Raw genomic sequence first — 17,375 nt, 5'->3', positions numbered from 1 at the left:
GTTAGGCAGCCCGCGCCGCAGCCTCCACCTTCACGAACGCGCAACTCTTTCAGGTGGGTTTCCATTCGCTTCTCCCGGTGCAAACGATCACTTGGCAGCTTGCGGAATTGGTTCCGGCGCCGCCGGTGTTATGGGCTTGGCGTCCGCGGGTGCCGCGGTAGTCGCCGGCAACTCGGCATCGCTAATTGCCTTTGAGATCAGGCGCCCCGCTTCCGCGGGATCCTTCAGAACTTCTGCAAGGAGAACGTCGCCGAGCTTCGTGCCGAACAGCGCCGCGACCTTGGCGTTGGTCGTGGCAGGGTGTGACGCCGGCTCGGGTGTAGGTTGTGAGCCGGACGCTGGAGGCGGCTGGGGAGGGTGCCGGGTGCCGGAATCGGGAGTCGCGCTTGGTCGCGAAGCGTCTCCAGCCTCGGCGTTGGGAAGGGGCTTGGCTTTGGTGTCGGGCTCCGGATCGGCCTTTGGCAAAGGCTTGGTGTCTGGTCTGACAACCTCGTTAGTTTGGCAAGCCTGCGCTTTTGCTTCCGGCTTCAGTTCGACCCTTGCTGAAGTCTTGATATATGATTTGATATCGAGGACCTTATAGGCAAACAGCTTTAGCGGATCGGTGATCAGGAACCAAGCAAAGGCATAGGCCCAGACAATCCCCGCATACGTCCAGCCGAGCGGCGTCACGAGCGCGACGCCGTAGACCGCAATCAGGGTCGCCACAACCTGGGTTCCGCATACCGCAGCCAGCAGGATCCAGGCCGGGCGCGTGGACCACCACGGGCCGCGGGTGCGCGTCTGGAAGATCGTTAGATGCCCTGCAACCGACAGCATGAGGTACATCATCGTCTGGAGTTGCGGATGGCCAAGTTTGAAGTATCGGTCACCGAGGAAGAACAGGCCGAACGCGGCCACAGGGCCGACCAGACCCAGCACCGTGGCGACGCCTAGGACGAGCCGCATGTTCCAGACTTCAGGCGCGTTCCGGTAGCGGACGTTGTCATAAGCAATGGACAAGATCGCGCCATCGTTGAGCAACGCCAACATCACGATCATGATCGCCGTAAGCGGATAGAACTTGAAGACTAGGATGGCGAGCGTCATGAAGATCAGCACGCGCAGGGTCTCGGCGATGCGGTAGATCGCGTAGCTGTTCATGCGCTGGAAGATGCGCCGGCTTTCTTTGATCGCGTCGATGATTACCGAGAGCCCCGGCGTCACCAGCACGATGGAGGCCGCCGCGCGTGCCGCGTCGGTGGCGCCGGAGACGGCGAAGCCGCAGTCGGCCTTCTTAAGTGCCGGCGCGTCGTTCACCCCGTCACCGGTCATGCCGACGATGTGGCCATGTTTCTGTAGAATATCAACTATGTGGAACTTGTGCTCCGGAAACACCTGGGCAAACCCGTCAGCGCCCTGGACGGACTTGATCTCTTCTGCGGTTTCGTCGCTTTTCAAATCACCGAGGCTAGCGCCGTCGAGGATGTTCGCGCCCATACCCAGTGTCTTGGCGGTCTCCTTGGCGATGGCCAGGGCATCGCCTGTCACCATCTTGATCTTGACACCCATCGCGGCCGCCGTTGCGACCGTGGATTTGGCATCGTCACGCGGCGGATCGAACAGCGCCAAGACCCCGAGAAGCTGCCATTTGCCGTCACTATCAGCCCGCGCAACGCCGAGCGCGCGAAATCCGCGATCAGCAAAATCGTTGACCGCTTTGTTGACAGCATCCTTTACGGCCGCGGCGTCTTCCGCCAATGCCTGGATGACCTGGGGCGCACCCTTCGTGACCTTGAAAGTCGTTCCATCCGCTGCCTTGACGGTAGCCTCGGTACGCTTGTGCACCGGATCAAATGGCTGGAAGTGCATGACTTGAAATGGCTTCAGCGCTTCCTTGTCCTGTAGGCCCCCCAAGACCGCGAGGTCGATCGTGTCATCGTTATCAGGCCGTGAGGCAAGCGCGGCAGCCAGGATGAGCTTGTCGGGGGTGATCTTGTCCAGGCAGAAAGGATCGCCAAGCGTCAATTTGTTTTGCGTCAGGGTGCCGGTCTTGTCGGCGCACAGCACGTCGACGCCGGCTAGTTCCTCGATGGCGATCAGCTTGCTCACGATCGCCTGCTTCTTGGCGAGCAAGCGCGCCCCAACCGCCATTGTCACTGAAAGGACGGTAGGCATTGCGACCGGGATTGCCGCCACCGTCAGCACCAGTGCGAATTGCAGAACAGTAAAGACCGGCTCGCCCCGGTAAATTCCGACGCCGACAATCACCGACACCAACACCACCGCCAAGATGATTAGGTAGTTGCCGATCCTTAGCACGGCCTTCTGGAAATGGCTCACGGGTGCGGCTGACTGCACCAGCTCCGCTGTCTGGCCGAAATAGGTCTTGGCGCCCGTAGCGTAGACCAGAGCGCTAATTTCGCCCCGACGGACTATCGAGCCGGAAAACACCGCGTCGCCGGACTTCTTCGCGGCCGGCAAGGACTCTCCGGTCAAAGCGGACTGATCGACTGAGATCTCGTCGCCCTCTAGCAGCCGTCCGTCCGCAGGAACAATATCGCCCAGCCGCAAGCGGATGACATCACCCGGCACGACTTCCCTTGCAGGGGGTGTGACCCATTTGCCATCCCGCTGCACGCGGGCCTTGATCGCCAGTTTTGCCTTCAAAGCATCAATGGCGTTGCCAGCCTGCCGCTCTTCCCAAAAGCCGATGGTCGCGTTTGCAACGAGGAGCACCAGGATAATGAAGAAATCAGGCCAATGCCGGACGACGCCCGACAGCACAACGGCCACCTCGATCATCCAGGGGATTGGGCCCCAGAAATACTTCAAGAATTTTAGCAGAGCGTTGGTTTTCTTCTCCTCGATCTCATTGGGACCGTATTGTGCCAGCCGCTTCATCGCCTCGGCCTGGGTTAGCCCGTCCGTTGACGCGTTCAAGCGCTTCTCGACCTCGGCCAGGGGCAGCGACTTCAGGTCGTTCTTCGGGTCTGATGGCGAAGTCGGTTTCGCATCCGGCAATTTGGCGTGAGTCGCATTGGACGTCGCCATGACGGCTCTTCCTCTCATTCTTTACATCGGGTGCTCTAAGTGCGATGCAGCGGGCTGTCGGCGCAGAGCAGTTTGCTGAGGCCAAACCGACGTAAGATTATCAGGTACGTATCCAGGGACGGCCCCTGTCCCGGAAGGATCGGAATCTACCTACACTCTGCTCTGTGTGTTGGCGAGGCGCTTCGGCCTGTGCTCGAATACTTCCGAGCACAGGCCGAAGTCTGCCGCCCTGAGCTTTGCCCCGCCGACTAAGACGCTTCCGACATCGGACAAGCCACGAATTGCGACGGCATTGGTTCCGCCATTGGCGGAAATTGCCGAAGTGCATCTGCATCTTCCAGCATTTCGGCGCCGTCATCCCCAGTGAAGGCGCCCGCGATCTCAGCGTGACAGTCCTCACGTCCGGTCGCGATAGCCGATGGACCCCGCGCGCCAACGGTTCTAGACTAGGTAGTTTCCGAGCCTTCCGTATCTGGTCATTGTCGAGATACGCTCAGTGTTGGCGTTTTGAGACAAGTTAACAGACGGCAACTCAGTCGGTCTGCAAATAGATATTGACCTTCGGATCGACGCAGACGGTGCACTCGGCTCATTCGCAACGAACGGAGTCATGTCGCCAGGCGCTGAGATGATAGCTCCAAAGCGAGCGCACTCTCAAGGGAATCGAGCTATGCTACTCGTCGCGTCCGCCCTCGAAAACTGCGCAATATAGGCTCAACACGGACGGACGGGCACTCTCGACAACTTCCTGTTCGACGGCGGAACATCTCCTAGCAGAAGGTAAGAAGCAGCCCACCCTGGGGTCTCAACGCAAATGATCAACAGAGCTTTCCAAGCCCGCCTTTAGGATCATTATAGTTGGCCCGGGTAGGCATTCCATGAAGTCGCATTGGTTTTTTCGTGGTGATATCCTCGACTACACAAGGGAGAAGCAGGTGGAACGAGTCGACGCTTTTGCTTTGAAGAATTCAGATTTCAATGCCTTTCTCTTTGCCGAGGTCGGAACGGAACTGAATGGGTCAACGCTGACGATCCTCTCAATTCTGGCCCGGCTAGGTAAAGATCCCTGGGCCGAGGCGGCGAGGTGGAGAAAGCTGTCCGCAGCTGGCGCTATCGATTGCCTCGCGCAAAGTATTGTCCGAATGCCGCTTTGCCCCCAATCTATCGCGGGTGCCCGTGACACTGCTACTCAGCTCATTCTTCTCTTGCCAACGCCGCATCGACTGGTCGATCTCAGCGGAAATCGCACTAATGTCATAGGGGCGCCTATGTGGGTATCGATGGCCCTCATGGTGTCTATGCTTGTCTTTGGCCTGGCGGTGAATGCGATGCTCATGCCGAAGCAAGGCGGCCCGGCGGCCAGCTTGCGTGCTCAAATGTCCGAGGCTCGCCAGCACTAAAGCACACTTTGCGAGGCGCTAAATTGGGGGCGAGTCATAAGACCTTTGACGCAGATTAATGCCTTCGCGCATAAGCGCGTTTGGGCAGGTAGGCAAGTGAAGTTGGCTAGATTATCGAGCCCGCCTCCATCCGCGGCATCGATTCTCCTGCCGGGAACATCCTGTCGCCATATTGCTGTTTTGTGTCTTGAGCCTAAGTGGTCGAGACGTCGAGCTGATAGTGGCCGAGTGTGGCACCCCGGTGATTCACGAAAACATCCGGCACTCGTGCCTGAGGTCCGCGCCATATTCGCCGGGCGTCAGCGCCGCCATGGTCAATAGACGCACAAAATTGGCGATTGGATGGAGTGTTTACCCTTATCTAGGGTGTGCTCCACCATCTCGACGTACGCTGGATCAACATGGCGTTGTGCGGGTCATGGTGGTGCAGGGTTGGCGGAACGGAGCAGCCGCACAGTGGTTCTCTAAACGCCTGCCGCATGGGCCGCAGTACAAGCGGAGGCGCCTCGTCCCCGCTATCGTGTCGCTCAGCAAGGAATATTCCCGGATATCCAGCGTCGGACGAACCGGCACTCCCTGTACACCACGTCGGTGCCTTAAGCCCTGCTCTTTCGCCCTCGGTAATGTCCCGCGGGGGCCGAATTCATCCGCAGTTTAAATCACGACTCGCCCACCTGAGATAGTGCGTACTAGCATTGATGCTGCGGTTGCTGCTCGAGGTTGCGGGCAAGGACCTTAGGTAGTTTCCGAAGCTACCGCAGCGCCGGCGCTTTCTCTAGATGTACCATTCTTGATGCGATACACGCCTGGTTGGGTCTCCGCGCGCGCAGCCTTGGTCTTTGATTGCTTGACTACAATCCATCGGGAAAGAGAGGCTATGACGAACAAAGCAGATCTGCCGAAGGCCGAGAACTTCCCTATCATCTCTGGTGTCGAAGGCGACGCAGAGGAGAAAGGCGCAAAGACGTCCGATCTTACAGAAGGTACGCCCAGGGGCGGAGAGCCTGATGTCCAGGAGTCGCCTCGTTTGCGACAACCATCAGGGCGCAGACCGCTTTTCAGGAGTTGATGGGAGAGTGAACAACGGGGCCGGACGTCGGGCTGGGCAGGTGTTGAAGCCCGGCGGCCGGAATGATCCGGGTCCGCCGGACACCGCAATTTATTGCGGCAAAGACGCGTCCTGCGAGACCGCGCCATTCAACGCAGCTCTCGAGACGGCAGGTTTTCCTGCCTTCTCGAGGAGCTCGAGAAACGGCCGGATAATATCGATCGGCATCGGAAAGATGACCGTGGAATTCTGTTCTGCACCTATTTCCGTGAGCGTTTGCAGGTAACGGAGTTGCATCGCCGCCGGAACGCTCCCTAGGATTTTGGCGGCATTGACGAGCGTCTGTGAGGCCTGAAATTCGGCCTCCGCGTGAATGATCTTGGCGCGGCGATCGCGTTCGGCCTCCGCCTGCTTGGCAATGGCACGCACCATGTTTTCCGTCAGCTCGACCGTTCTAATTTCGACGTTGCTAACCTTGATGCCCCATGTTTCGGTCTGGGCGTCCAGGATGCTCTGCACGTCGGCACTGAGCTTCTTGCGCTCGGACAGCATCTCGTCGAGGTCATGCTGGCCGAGCACGGCGCGCAGGGTGGTTTGAGCGAGCATGTTCGTTGCCGGAAGATAAGACTGGACCTGTATGATCGCGTGCTCGGGGTTCACGACCTTGAAATATAGAACGGCATCGACCTTCATCGACACATTGTCGCGCGAGATGACGTCTTGCGTTGGAATTTCGATGACCTGAATGCGCAGATCGACCCGCACCATTTGCTGCAGAAACGGGATCAGAAGGACGAGTCCCGGCCCTTTGACCTTTTGAAAGCGCCCGAGTGTGAAAACAACCGCCCGTTCATATTCCCGCAGAACCTTCACTGCCGAGAAAAGAAGGACAGCGGCTAGGATGAGCACAATCGGTGTGAGGTAGATGGGGAGGCCGGTCATCGTGGTCAACCTTTTGAGGGTGATGTGTGCTCGGGCCGGCGATGGCCCCGAATACCCGCGAGCCTTTTCCTAAATTGCACCTTCGACGAAGGGCGGGAAGCCTCGGAAACTACCTAGAGGCGCGGCGGCTCGGTTTAAGTAGTTTCCGACCCTCACCAGCGGGTTGCCCCTCGACTAGAACTCGCCGACATTGTGAACATGCGGGAGGTGCAGATCTTTCGCGCGGGTCGCACGGAGCCGGATGTGCCGCGAGACAGGTTAGCAGCGGGGTTCAGTTGGCAGTCCTTTTCCTTCCGAGCTTCAGACGGCGTCGTGTACCCTCCTTCTGGGATACTCCTGCTCCCATCCGCGAGGAGCTGTTCAGCCTTGAGCGCATTGAAGTTCATGCGAGAACTTTGGCGGCCGCTCAGCCGACGACAATGAGCGCGGTAAGAGGGCATCCCCTTGGACGAAGGCTGGCTGAGAACGTTCCTGTCCTATTCCAAGCGTACCGGAGCATGGTGGCGACACTTGATCAGGGACACGCCATTACCCCTGCGGCCGAATGGTTGATCGATAACTATCATCTCGTCGATCGACAGTTCCGCGAAATTCGCACGGACTTGCCACCGAGCTTCTATCGAAAGCTCCCCAAGCTGGCCGCTGGGCCGTTCGTTGGATATCCGCGGGTTTTCGGTCTCGCATGGGCCTTCGTCGCGCATACCGACAGCTGCTTCGATGCGACGGTGCTGCTCCACTACGTGCGCGCGTATCAAGAGGTGCAACCCCTTACGATTGGTGAGTTGTGGGCACTTCCCGTGACGCTCCGCATCGTCCTCATCGAGAATCTGCGGCGGCTCTCGGTGCTCATCGTGCAAAATCGCGTGGAGCGTCGGGAGGCGGACAACCTCGCGGACCGGCTGCTCGGAGCTGGGGGCCGTGCGATGGTGCCCGTCTCGGTCGTTCTGACCCACAAGATGCATGAGCCGCTGCCGGACGCTTTTGCGGTCCAGCTGATGCATAGGCTACGCGACCAGGATCCCAAGGTGACGCCGGCTCTGGCTTGGCTCGATGAACGTCTGGCTGCAGAGGGGAAGACGGCGGACGTCGTGGTTCGCGACGCTCATAGAGAGCAGGGCGCCACCAATGTGTCGGTGCGCAACGTGATCACCAGCCTTCACCAAATCGGCGACGCCGATTGGAATGATGGCTTCGAGGGGATGAGCCTGGTCAATGACATCTTATCCGCAGGCGATGAATTCAAAGATATGGACTTCGCGACCCGCAATCTCTACCGAACAGCCGTGGAAGAGCTTGCACGCGGCTCGGATCACACCGAAATCGAGATCGCTCAAATGGCGGTGGCGACGGCAGGTGATGCTCCGCGCACATACAGCGCTAAAACAGACGCGCGTCATCTGGATCCGGGGTATTATCTCATTGCGGGGGGCCGACGTGACTTCGAGTTACAAGTCGGCTATCGCATACCGGCGCGTAAACGGGTCGCGCAGCTTAATCGTAAAGTGGGGATCGGGGGATATACGGGGGGCGTCGCGATCGTTACAGGGATTCTACTTGCCATTCCCCTGATTGTTCTTGCGGATGATGGGCTCGGCGCTGCAGGGCTGGCTCTTCTCGCTATTCTGGGATTGATTCCGTCGATCGATCTCGCCGTCGCCTTGCTCAATCGTGCCGTCAGCATGGGCTTTGCTGCCGGACAACTGCCGGCTCTCGAACTCCGTGACGGGATTCCCCCGCATCTACGCACCCTGGTGGCGGTTCCGACGCTGCTGACAACGATTGCTGCAGTCGAGCAGCAGGTCGAAAGGCTGGAGATCCATCATCTCGCCAGCGGGCACGGCGATCTACATTTCGCCATCGTGTCGGATTGGGAGGATTCCCGGAATGAACATGAGGCGGGTGATGATGTCCTCCTCGCGGCGGCGGCGGGTGGGATCGCGCGCCTCAATCGCCAATATGGCCCCACTCCCGCTGGGGCCCGGTTCCTGCTCCTGCACCGCAAGCGGACCTGGAACCAAGGGGAGGCGCGGTGGATCGGTTGGGAGCGCAAGCGCGGCAAGCTCCACGAGTTGAATCGTCTTCTTCGGGCGGCCACAGACACCAGCTTCATCGCGATCGATGGCCAAATGGCGCTTGCGCCCCCGGATATTCAGTATGTCCTGACCCTGGATACAGATACCCGACTGCCGCGTGACACGGTACGCCGACTGATCGGTAAAATGGCCCATCCGCTCAACCGTCCCAGGTTCGATCCGGCCAATGGCCGTGTTGTGGAAGGCTACGCCATCCTGCAGCCGAGGGTGACGCCGTCGCTCCCAGCCAGCCATGAAGGATCGCCGTTCCAACGCATATTCTCGAGCGTGAGCGGAATCGATCCTTACGCCGCAGCTGTGTCCGATGTCTACCAGGATCTGTTCGGAGAAGGGTCATACGCGGGCAAGGGTATTTATGACGTTGATGCTTTCGAGGCGTCTCTGGCCGGCCGTATTCCGGAATCCACGGTCCTCAGCCACGATCTTTTCGAGGGTGTCTTCGCCCGTGCCGGTCTTGCATCCGACGTCGAGGTCGTGGAGGCATTTCCGACCCGCTACGATGTCGGCGCGCGACGACATCACCGCTGGACCCGAGGGGACTGGCAGTTGCTGCCCTGGATCTTCGGCTTCGGACGGGTGGCTGGACCTACGACGTCGCGGATCGGACGTGTTCCGGCTATCGGCCGCTCCAAGATGCTGGACAATCTGCGTCGTAGTCTATCGGCGCCGGCGGCGGTTCTCGCTTTGCTCGCAGGCTGGACATTATCCCTCCATCAAGCGCTGATTTGGACGAGCCTTGTCATTGCTACGCTGGTCGTGCCGGCGGTGATTCCTGTCGTCGCGGCACTCCGGCCGCGCCGTTCCGGCATAACGCTTTCCAGTCACGTCCGGGGGCTCGGAGCGGATCTGCGTCTCGCGATGTCGCTGTCTGCTTTGAATATCGTCTTCCTGGCGCACCAGGCGTGGCTGATGGGAGACGCCATCCTCCGCACGCTGTGGCATGTTCTCGTCAGCCGCCGAAATTTGTTGGAATGGACACCCGCCGCAGCGTCGACGATCGCTCCGCGCCTCGACCTCGTCGGCTTTTACCGCAGGATGGCGGGCGTTGCGGTCATCGTTGGCATATCGGCATGTGTCGTGTTGGCCACCGCAAACCGAACATGGGTCGTGGCCGCGCCCTTCTTGTTACTTTGGCTTCTCTCGCCAGCCGTGGCGCGCTGGGTGAGCCTATCGCCCCGGCGCCGTGACCTTCTGTCCGAAGACCCGGTTGATCGCCGTCGCTTACGCCTGACGGCCCGGCGCACCTGGCGCTTCTTCGAGACCTTTGTCACCGCGGCGGAGAACAACCTGCCCCCGGACAACTTTCAGGAGGAACCGACGCCGGCGGTCGCCCACCGGACGTCACCGACCAATCTTGGTCTTTATCTTCTGTCCGTGGTTACCGCCCGCGATCTTGGATGGTCCGGCACTCTGGACGCCGCTGCTCGGCTTGAGGCGACGCTGGCCACCATGGCCGGCCTCGCGCGTTTTCGAGGTCACTTTTACAATTGGTATGATACGACGGATCTGCGTCCGCTTGATCCTCAATACATTTCTTCCGTTGATAGCGGAAACTTGGCGGGTCACCTCATAGCGCTCGCGAATGCCTGCGGCGAATGGCGGGCGGCCCCCGTTTCAGCGGCCGCGCGTCTCGCCGGCATCGCGGACGCACTTAGTTTGACACAGGAGGAAGTGGCGCGCTTGCGCGCTGGCCCGCAGACGCGGACGGTTACTTGGGGTCAGCTCGATGAGTCGCTCCTCCGCCTCGTGGTGGCCATGCGGCCAAATTCCTCTTCCACCAACAACATCGCGCAGCAACTGGAGGGGATTGCTGCGCAGTGCGCTACAATGATCGATATCGCCCATGCTCTTGAGGATGAGCGCGGCGACAATTCGGCGGCGGACCTGTTGTTTTGGGCGCAGGCAAGCGGGGACGCGATCGAGAGTCATCGCCGCGATCTCAGGTTTTTGGCGCCCGCGGACCGATCGATGGAAGCACGGCTTGCCGCGATCGAAGACAAGGCCCGATCTTTCGCCCTCGCCATGGATTTCTCATTTCTGTTTGACAAAAAGCGGAAGCTTCTTTCAATCGGCTATGTGGTTGCTGGCTCGGCGCTCGACGAAAATTGCTACGATCTTCTGGCGTCCGAGGCACGTCTGGCGAGTTTCTTCGCCATCGCCAAAGGGGATGTTCCGGCGCGCCACTGGTTCCGGCTTGGTCGCTTGGTAACGCCGATCAGGCACCGCGCTGCGTTGATTTCATGGTCCGGGTCGATGTTCGAATATCTGATGCCGTCTCTAGTGATGCGGGCGCCCACGGGGAGTCTCATCGAACAAACAAGCCGCCTGATCGTCGACCGGCAGATTGCCTATGCAACCGACCTAGGACTGCCGTGGGGTATTTCCGAATCAGCTTACAATGCCCGCGATCTCGAGTTCACTTACCAGTATTCGAATTTCGGCGTGCCGGGGCTTGGCTTGAAGCGCGGACTCGGTCAGAACCGCGTCATTGCCCCCTACGCGACCGCCTTGGCGACGATGGTTGATCCCAAAGCCGCGTCCGGTAACCTCCACCGGCTGACGGAGGTCGGCGCCCTGGGCCGCTACGGCTTTTATGACGCCTTGGATTACACGCCGGTCCGTGTGCCCGATGGCCAAAGCGTCGCCATTGTGCGTGCCTTCATGGCGCACCATCAGGGCATGACAATCGTTGCGATCGCTGATGCGCTGCTGGACGGTGTGATGCGGACGCGCTTCCATGCCGAGCCCATCATCCAGGCAACAGAACTGCTGTTGCAGGAGCGGCCGCCGCGCGAAATCTCTGTCGCCCCCCTGCGCGAGGCCGAGTTGCGGGCTAGGGCAGGGGAGGTCGAGGCACCCGGTGGACGCCGCTTCGTTTCGGTCCATCAGGCGGCGCCGGCCACCCACATTTTGTCGAATGGCCGTTTCACCACAATGCTCACGGTCGCGGGCTCCGGCTACAGCCGCTGGGGCGACCTTGCGATCACGCGGTGGCGCGAAGACGCGACGTGCGACGATTACGGCTCATACATCTATCTCAGGGATGTTCGGAGCGGCGCGGTATGGTCGGCGACCTATCAACCAACCGGCGTGGAGCCCGATGATTATCAGGTCGTCTTTAGCGAGGATCGGGCCGAGTTTACGCGGCGCAACGGGCGGCTGACGACGACCGTGGAGGTGCTGGTCTCTGCTGAAGACGATGCAGAGGTGCGCCGCGTTTCGATCTCAAACACCAGCCCCTATGAGCGTGAGATCGAACTCACATCTTATGCAGAACTGGTGTTGGCACCGCAGGCGACGGATGTTGCTCATCCGGCCTTCGCGAAGCTCTTCGTACAGACTGAGTTTCTCAACGATGTCGGGGCCATCTTGGCGACGCGGAGACGGCGCACACCGGAAGAGGCTGAGGTGTGGGCCGCGCATCTGGCCGTGGTCGATGGTGAGGCGGTCGGCACGATTGAGATCGAGACTGACCGGGCGCGGTTTCTCGGGCGAGGCTATCAAGCGCGTGCCCCGATTGCGATGATCGACGGGCGATCCCTGTCCAATACGGTTGGCACCGTGCTCGATCCTATCTTTGCTTTGCGTCGCCGGGTTCGCGTCCCACCTTCGGGCCTCGTACATGTCGATTTCTGGACGGTGGTCGCGACGACGAGGCAAGAGCTGCTCGACAGTGTCGACAAGCATCGCGAGCTCAACGCCTTCACCCGGGCTACGACGCTGGCCTGGACGCAGGCCCAGGTACAGCTACATCATTTCAGTATCTCAGCCGGAGAGGCGGGCCTCTTCCAGCGGCTCGCAGGTTACGCGATCTTTTCGACGGCAGGGTTACGCCCAGCATCAGCCGCGATCCTGCGCGGCGCGGGGCCGCAATCAGGCCTTTGGGGGCAGGGGATTTCCGGCGATCTCCCCATCGTACTTCTCAGAATCAGCGACCTCGGGAGTCTCGACGTCGCGCGACAGCTGCTACAGGCGCATGAATACTGGCGGATGAAGCGGCTTGCAGTCGACTTGGTCATTCTGAACGAGCGTCAGTCGTCCTACGTACAGGATCTCCAGATCGCGATTGAGACAGAGCTTCGTATGAGCCAGTCCCGTTGGCGAACGGGTGGTGATGCGTCCTCCGGGCGCGTCTTCGTGCTGCGGGCCGATCTCGTTCCCGCCGAAACCAGCGCCCTGCTGGTGTCCGTGGCACGCGTCGTGCTGGTGGCGCAACATGGCAGCCTCTTCGACCAACTCGAACGCATTTCGGAAACCGGGGTGGCCGCTCGGAAGGCCACGAAAGGTCACGCAACGCCTTCGGAAAAGCGGACCTCACATCCTGTGCCCGATCTCGAGTTCTTCAACGGGCTTGGGGGCTTCGCGGAGGGCGGCAAAGAATACGTGATCGTGATCGGCCCAGGCCAATCCACGCCGGCGCCGTGGATCAACGTCATTGCGAATCCTACCTTCGGCTTCCAGGTGGCGACTGAAGGCAGCGGCTATAGCTGGTCGGTCAACAGCCGCGAGTATCAACTGACGCCTTGGTCAAATGACCCCGTCAGGGATCGGGGGGGCGAAGCGTTCTATCTGCGCGACGACGAAACCGGGGAGGTGTGGTGTCCGACTGCCTTTCCCAAACGGGACGATGGCGCGACCTATATTGCGCGTCACGGACGCGGATACTCCCGTTTCGAGCATATGGCGAACGGCATCGGCAGCGAGCTTCTCCAATACGTGCCGATGGATGCGTCGATGAAGATATCCCGGCTGTTGTTGCGGAACCGCTCTGGCCACGTCCGGCACCTGAGCGTTACCGCCTACTTGGAGTGGGTGCTTGCCCCAAATCGCTCGGCCTCGTTGCCCTTCGTCGCCACGGAGGTCGATTCAGTGACCGGCGCGATGATTGCACGCAATTCGTGGAACATGGATTTCCCGTCGCGGGTCGCCTTCGCAGATATGCGCGGCGGCCAGGCGGAATGGACGGGCGATCGGCGTGAGTTCATCGGGCGCCACGGGACGCTCGCAGACCCAGCATCACTCCGCGATGGAACTCCCCTATCCAACAAAACTGGTGCCGGTCTAGATTCCTGCTGCGCTATGCGAAGGACGGTTGCGGTGCCGGCAAACGGCACTGTAGAGATCGTCTTCTTTCTAGGTGACGCGCCAGGCGTTGATGAGGCGCGGCGGCTAATCACCCACTACCGCACGGCCGACCTTGATGCGATTCTGGCGACCGTCGCGGACTACTGGGACGATGCGCTCGGTCGGATCCAGGTCAAGACGCCCGATCGGTCCTTGGACATCATGGTCAATGGCTGGCTCCTGTATCAGACGCTGGCCTGCCGTGTCTGGGCGCGATCCGCCTTCTATCAGGCGAGCGGAGCCTACGGCTTCCGTGACCAGCTCCAGGACGGCATGGCACTGACCGTGACGCGCCCCGCTCTGACACGCGCGCATCTGCTGGAATCCGCGTCCCGGCAGTTTATCGAAGGCGATGTGCAGCATTGGTGGCTGCCGAATTCCGGGCGAGGCGTGCGAACCCGTATCTCCGACGATCGCGCCTGGCTAGTTTACGCCGTCAGCCAATATATTTCTGCCACGGCTGACGTCGCGGTGCTTGAGCAATCAATCGACTTTCTCGAGGGTCAATTATTGGCGCCGGGCGAGCACGACAACTTCTTCTTGCCGACCGTGTCAGATCAACAGGCCACCTTGTTCGAGCATTGTGCGCGCGCGCTGGATCACAGTCTGGCGGTGGGCCGCCATGGCCTGCCGCTGATGGGCACCGGCGATTGGAACGACGGCATGAACCGCGTTGGTGAAAAGGGGCAAGGCGAGAGTGTTTGGCTTGGATGGTTCCTCTATGCCGCCTTGGAGAACTTCATTCCGTTCGCCAAGATGCGTGGCGACACCGTACGCGCCGCGAGTTGGGAGACCCATATGGCGGCCCTGAAGGCCGCGCTCGGGAGTGAGGCCTGGGACGGCGCATGGTACCGGCGTGGATTTTTTGACGATGGAACACCCCTCGGATCGGCGACGAATGACGAATGCCGGATCGATTCTATCGCGCAGTCCTGGGCCGTGCTCTCGGGGGCATCCGCACCGGAAAAGGCCGCGCTCGCCATGGCGGCGGTGGAGCGAGACCTTATTCAGCCTGAAAAAGGGCTGGCGCTTCTCTTTGCGCCGCCTTTCGACAAGACAGCACTCGATCCTGGCTACATTAAGGGCTATCCGCCAGGCGTTCGCGAGAATGGCGGGCAATACACGCATGCCGCTCTCTGGTCCGTGATGGCTTTCGCGGCAATGGGAAACGGGGACGCTGCGGCTGCTCTCTTCGCGCTCCTCAATCCCATCAATCATGCCCGGACGCGCGCAGATGTGCATCGTTACAAGGTGGAACCTTACGTCGTGGCGGCCGATATCTACGCCGTGGCGCCACATGTTGGACGGGGCGGCTGGACTTGGTACACCGGGTCGGCGGGCTGGATGCAGCGCGCCGCGACGGAGGCCATCCTCGGCTTGCGCCTGCGAGGCGATGTGCTGTGTCTTGACCCGCGCATCCCAAAGGCCTGGCCTGGCTTCGAGATTGTGCTTCGTCACGGCTCCAGTCACTACGAGATTCACGTCGAAAATCCGCACCAATCGGGGTCGGGGATCGCGTCAGCCGCGATGGATGGGCAGGTCATCACTGAGCGGCCGCTGCGTTTGACGCTGACCAATGATGGCGCGACACACCGCCTGCAGGTCCAACTTGGTGTGATTAAAATGGGCGTAGCCGAGACGCCCGCTGCGGCATGATCCCGAAGGAAATCGCACAATGACCTCTCATGTCAGTCCTCTTGCGGGAAAGGTCCTCGACCCGTCGCTCCTCGTGAACGTTCCGCGGCTGATGACGGCCTACTTCTCCGCGAAACCGGATCCCGCGGTGCCGGCGCAACGCGTGGCTTTCGGCACCTCCGGTCATCGTGGCTCGGCCTTCGACCATTCCTTCAACGAGGCCCACATCCTCGCAATCAGCCAGGCGATCTGCCAATATCGCGCAAACGAGGGCATCAATGGTCCGCTCTTCATTGGGATCGACACGCACGCCCTTTCAGAAGCGGCATTGGCGACCGCTATCGAGACCTTCGCAGGCAATGAGGTGGATGTGATGATCGACGAGAAGGGCGGCTATACGCCGACCCCTGTGATCTCCCATGCAATCCTTTGCTACAACAAGGGGCGCACAGCAGGGTTCGCAGACGGTATCGTCATCACGCCGTCACATAATCCGCCGGAGGATGGTGGCTTCAAATACAACCCACCGTCCGGCGGCCCCGCTGATACGAGGGCGACAGGCACGATTGCGAAAATCGCGAACGAGTTGCTCGAGAACACGCTCAATGGCGTGCGCCGGATCTCCTACGACCGCGCCATCCGGTCGCCCCAGGTTCATCGCCACAACTACGTCGGCACCTATGTCGCGGATCTCGCCAATATCGTAGATATGGAGGCGATCCGCGCGTCCGGCGTGACGATCGGCATCGACCCCTTGGGCGGCGCGAGCGTTAATTATTGGCAGCCCATCATCGATCGCTACGGAATCGGGGCCACTGTCGTGAGCGAAGCTGTCGACCCGACGTTTCGCTTCATGTCTGCCGATTGGGACGGCAAGATCAGAATGGATTGCTCATCCTCCTACGCTATGACCCGGTTGATCGGGATGCGCGAGAATTTCGATATCGCCTTTGCGAATGACACCGATGCGGACCGCCACGGCATTGTCACGAAGTCCCATGGCCTGATGAAGCCCAATCACTACCTCGCTGCGGCGATTTCATATCTTTTCCGCAGCCGCACCCATTGGGGCGCGAAGGCGGGCGTCGGAAAGACCATGGTCAGCAGCGGAATCATCGATCGGATTGCTAGCAGGCTCGATCGACCGCTCGTCGAGGTCCCCGTCGGCTTCAAATGGTTCGTTGAGGGACTAGCCGACGGATCGCTAGGATTTGGAGGCGAGGAGAGTGCCGGAGCCTCCTTCCTGAGGCGCGACGGTTCGGTCTGGACAACCGACAAGGACGGCCTCATTCTCGGGCTTCTCGCAGCCGAAATGATGGCGCAAACTCAGCGTGACCCGGGCGAGATTTACGATGGCCTGACGCGGGAGTTGGGGACTTCGTTCTACGAGCGGACAGATGCGCCGGCGACCGCCGAACAGAAAAAACTTCTTGTTGGTCTGGCGCCCGTCCAGTTCGCCAGGACGACCCTTGCGGGGGAGACAATCGAGGCGAAGTTGAACACCGCGCCCGGCAACGGCGCTCCGCTGGGTGGCCTCAAGGTCGTCACGGCTGGCGGTTGGTTCGCGGCACGGCCGTCGGGCACCGAAGACGTGTACAAGATCTACGCCGAGAGCTTTCATAGTGACGAACACCTCCGCCAAATCCAACGCGAAGCGCAGGAAAGCATCGACGAGGTGCTTGCGCACTAAAGATACCACTGGTGTCGGTGCCTTCGATGCCGGGGAGGGCATTGTCACGGCAACTGGCGGCAGGCGCAGCGCTTCCTGTTCGCCCACGCTTTCATCTATGGCCACTTCCGTCCGCAACGTCATCGAACCACAGCCAGGAACTACGGGGTCGCGCGTACCCTGGCCTTCAAGATCTGGACGGAGGAGACGTGCGCCAGAAACGCAGCATAACCGCGCCGTGGTCCCCGCCTCCAGCCCAAACAAGACCATGGACGGTTAAGTTGACAATGCGCTCCGAAGCCGCCCAAGCTTCCGAAGTGGCAGGGGGCCGCACAGTAAGCGGACCAGCGGGCGTCGCTAATCCTACGGCGTCAGGATCAACAACTTACGGGCAGAAGCGGCTGGACGGTTATTCACCGTCCAGTCTGACC

The 17,375-nt window shown here is 60.5% G+C and carries 5 protein-coding genes; 3 read left to right on the top strand and 2 right to left on the bottom strand.

All coding sequences use genetic code 11. The annotated features are described in order from the left end of the window. Positions 1 to 87 precede the first annotated feature (87 nt). Entirely contained in the window at positions 88 to 3,033 is a 2,946-nt protein-coding gene (locus tag GSQ92_RS06170; RefSeq protein ID WP_254066568.1) for a plasma-membrane proton-efflux P-type ATPase, read from the bottom strand. An 878-nt stretch (positions 3,034 to 3,911) separates the two neighbouring features. Here GSQ92_RS06170 and GSQ92_RS06165 point away from each other — a divergent pair. Beyond that, positions 3,912 to 4,433, top strand: coding sequence for a hypothetical protein (locus GSQ92_RS06165; RefSeq protein ID WP_159013134.1), 522 nt, complete (start codon positions 3,912 to 3,914; stop codon positions 4,431 to 4,433). A 1,159-nt stretch (positions 4,434 to 5,592) separates the two neighbouring features. Here GSQ92_RS06165 and GSQ92_RS06160 read toward each other — a convergent pair. Beyond that, positions 5,593 to 6,354: a slipin family protein gene (locus GSQ92_RS06160; protein ID WP_254066567.1), complete on the bottom strand. Its 762-nt coding sequence runs from the start codon at positions 6,352 to 6,354 to the stop codon at positions 5,593 to 5,595. Between the two features lie 566 nt (positions 6,355 to 6,920). Between GSQ92_RS06160 and GSQ92_RS06155 the strand changes: the two genes are divergently transcribed. Together GSQ92_RS06155 and pgm are read left to right on the top strand one after the other, a co-directional pair. After that, entirely contained in the window at positions 6,921 to 15,296 is an 8,376-nt protein-coding gene (locus GSQ92_RS06155) for a GH36-type glycosyl hydrolase domain-containing protein (RefSeq protein WP_254066566.1), read from the top strand. A 19-nt stretch (positions 15,297 to 15,315) separates the two neighbouring features. Continuing rightward, positions 15,316 to 16,965, top strand: coding sequence for a phosphoglucomutase (alpha-D-glucose-1,6-bisphosphate-dependent) (pgm, locus tag GSQ92_RS06150; RefSeq protein WP_159013131.1), 1,650 nt, complete (start codon positions 15,316 to 15,318; stop codon positions 16,963 to 16,965). Positions 16,966 to 17,375 lie beyond the last annotated feature (410 nt).

It is taken from the genome of Acidisoma sp. S159 (assembly GCF_009766125.1).
Classification (GTDB): domain Bacteria; phylum Pseudomonadota; class Alphaproteobacteria; order Acetobacterales; family Acetobacteraceae; genus Acidisoma.
Note: the sequence above shows the minus strand (reverse complement) of the source record. Positions and strands in the feature narration are given on the sequence as shown.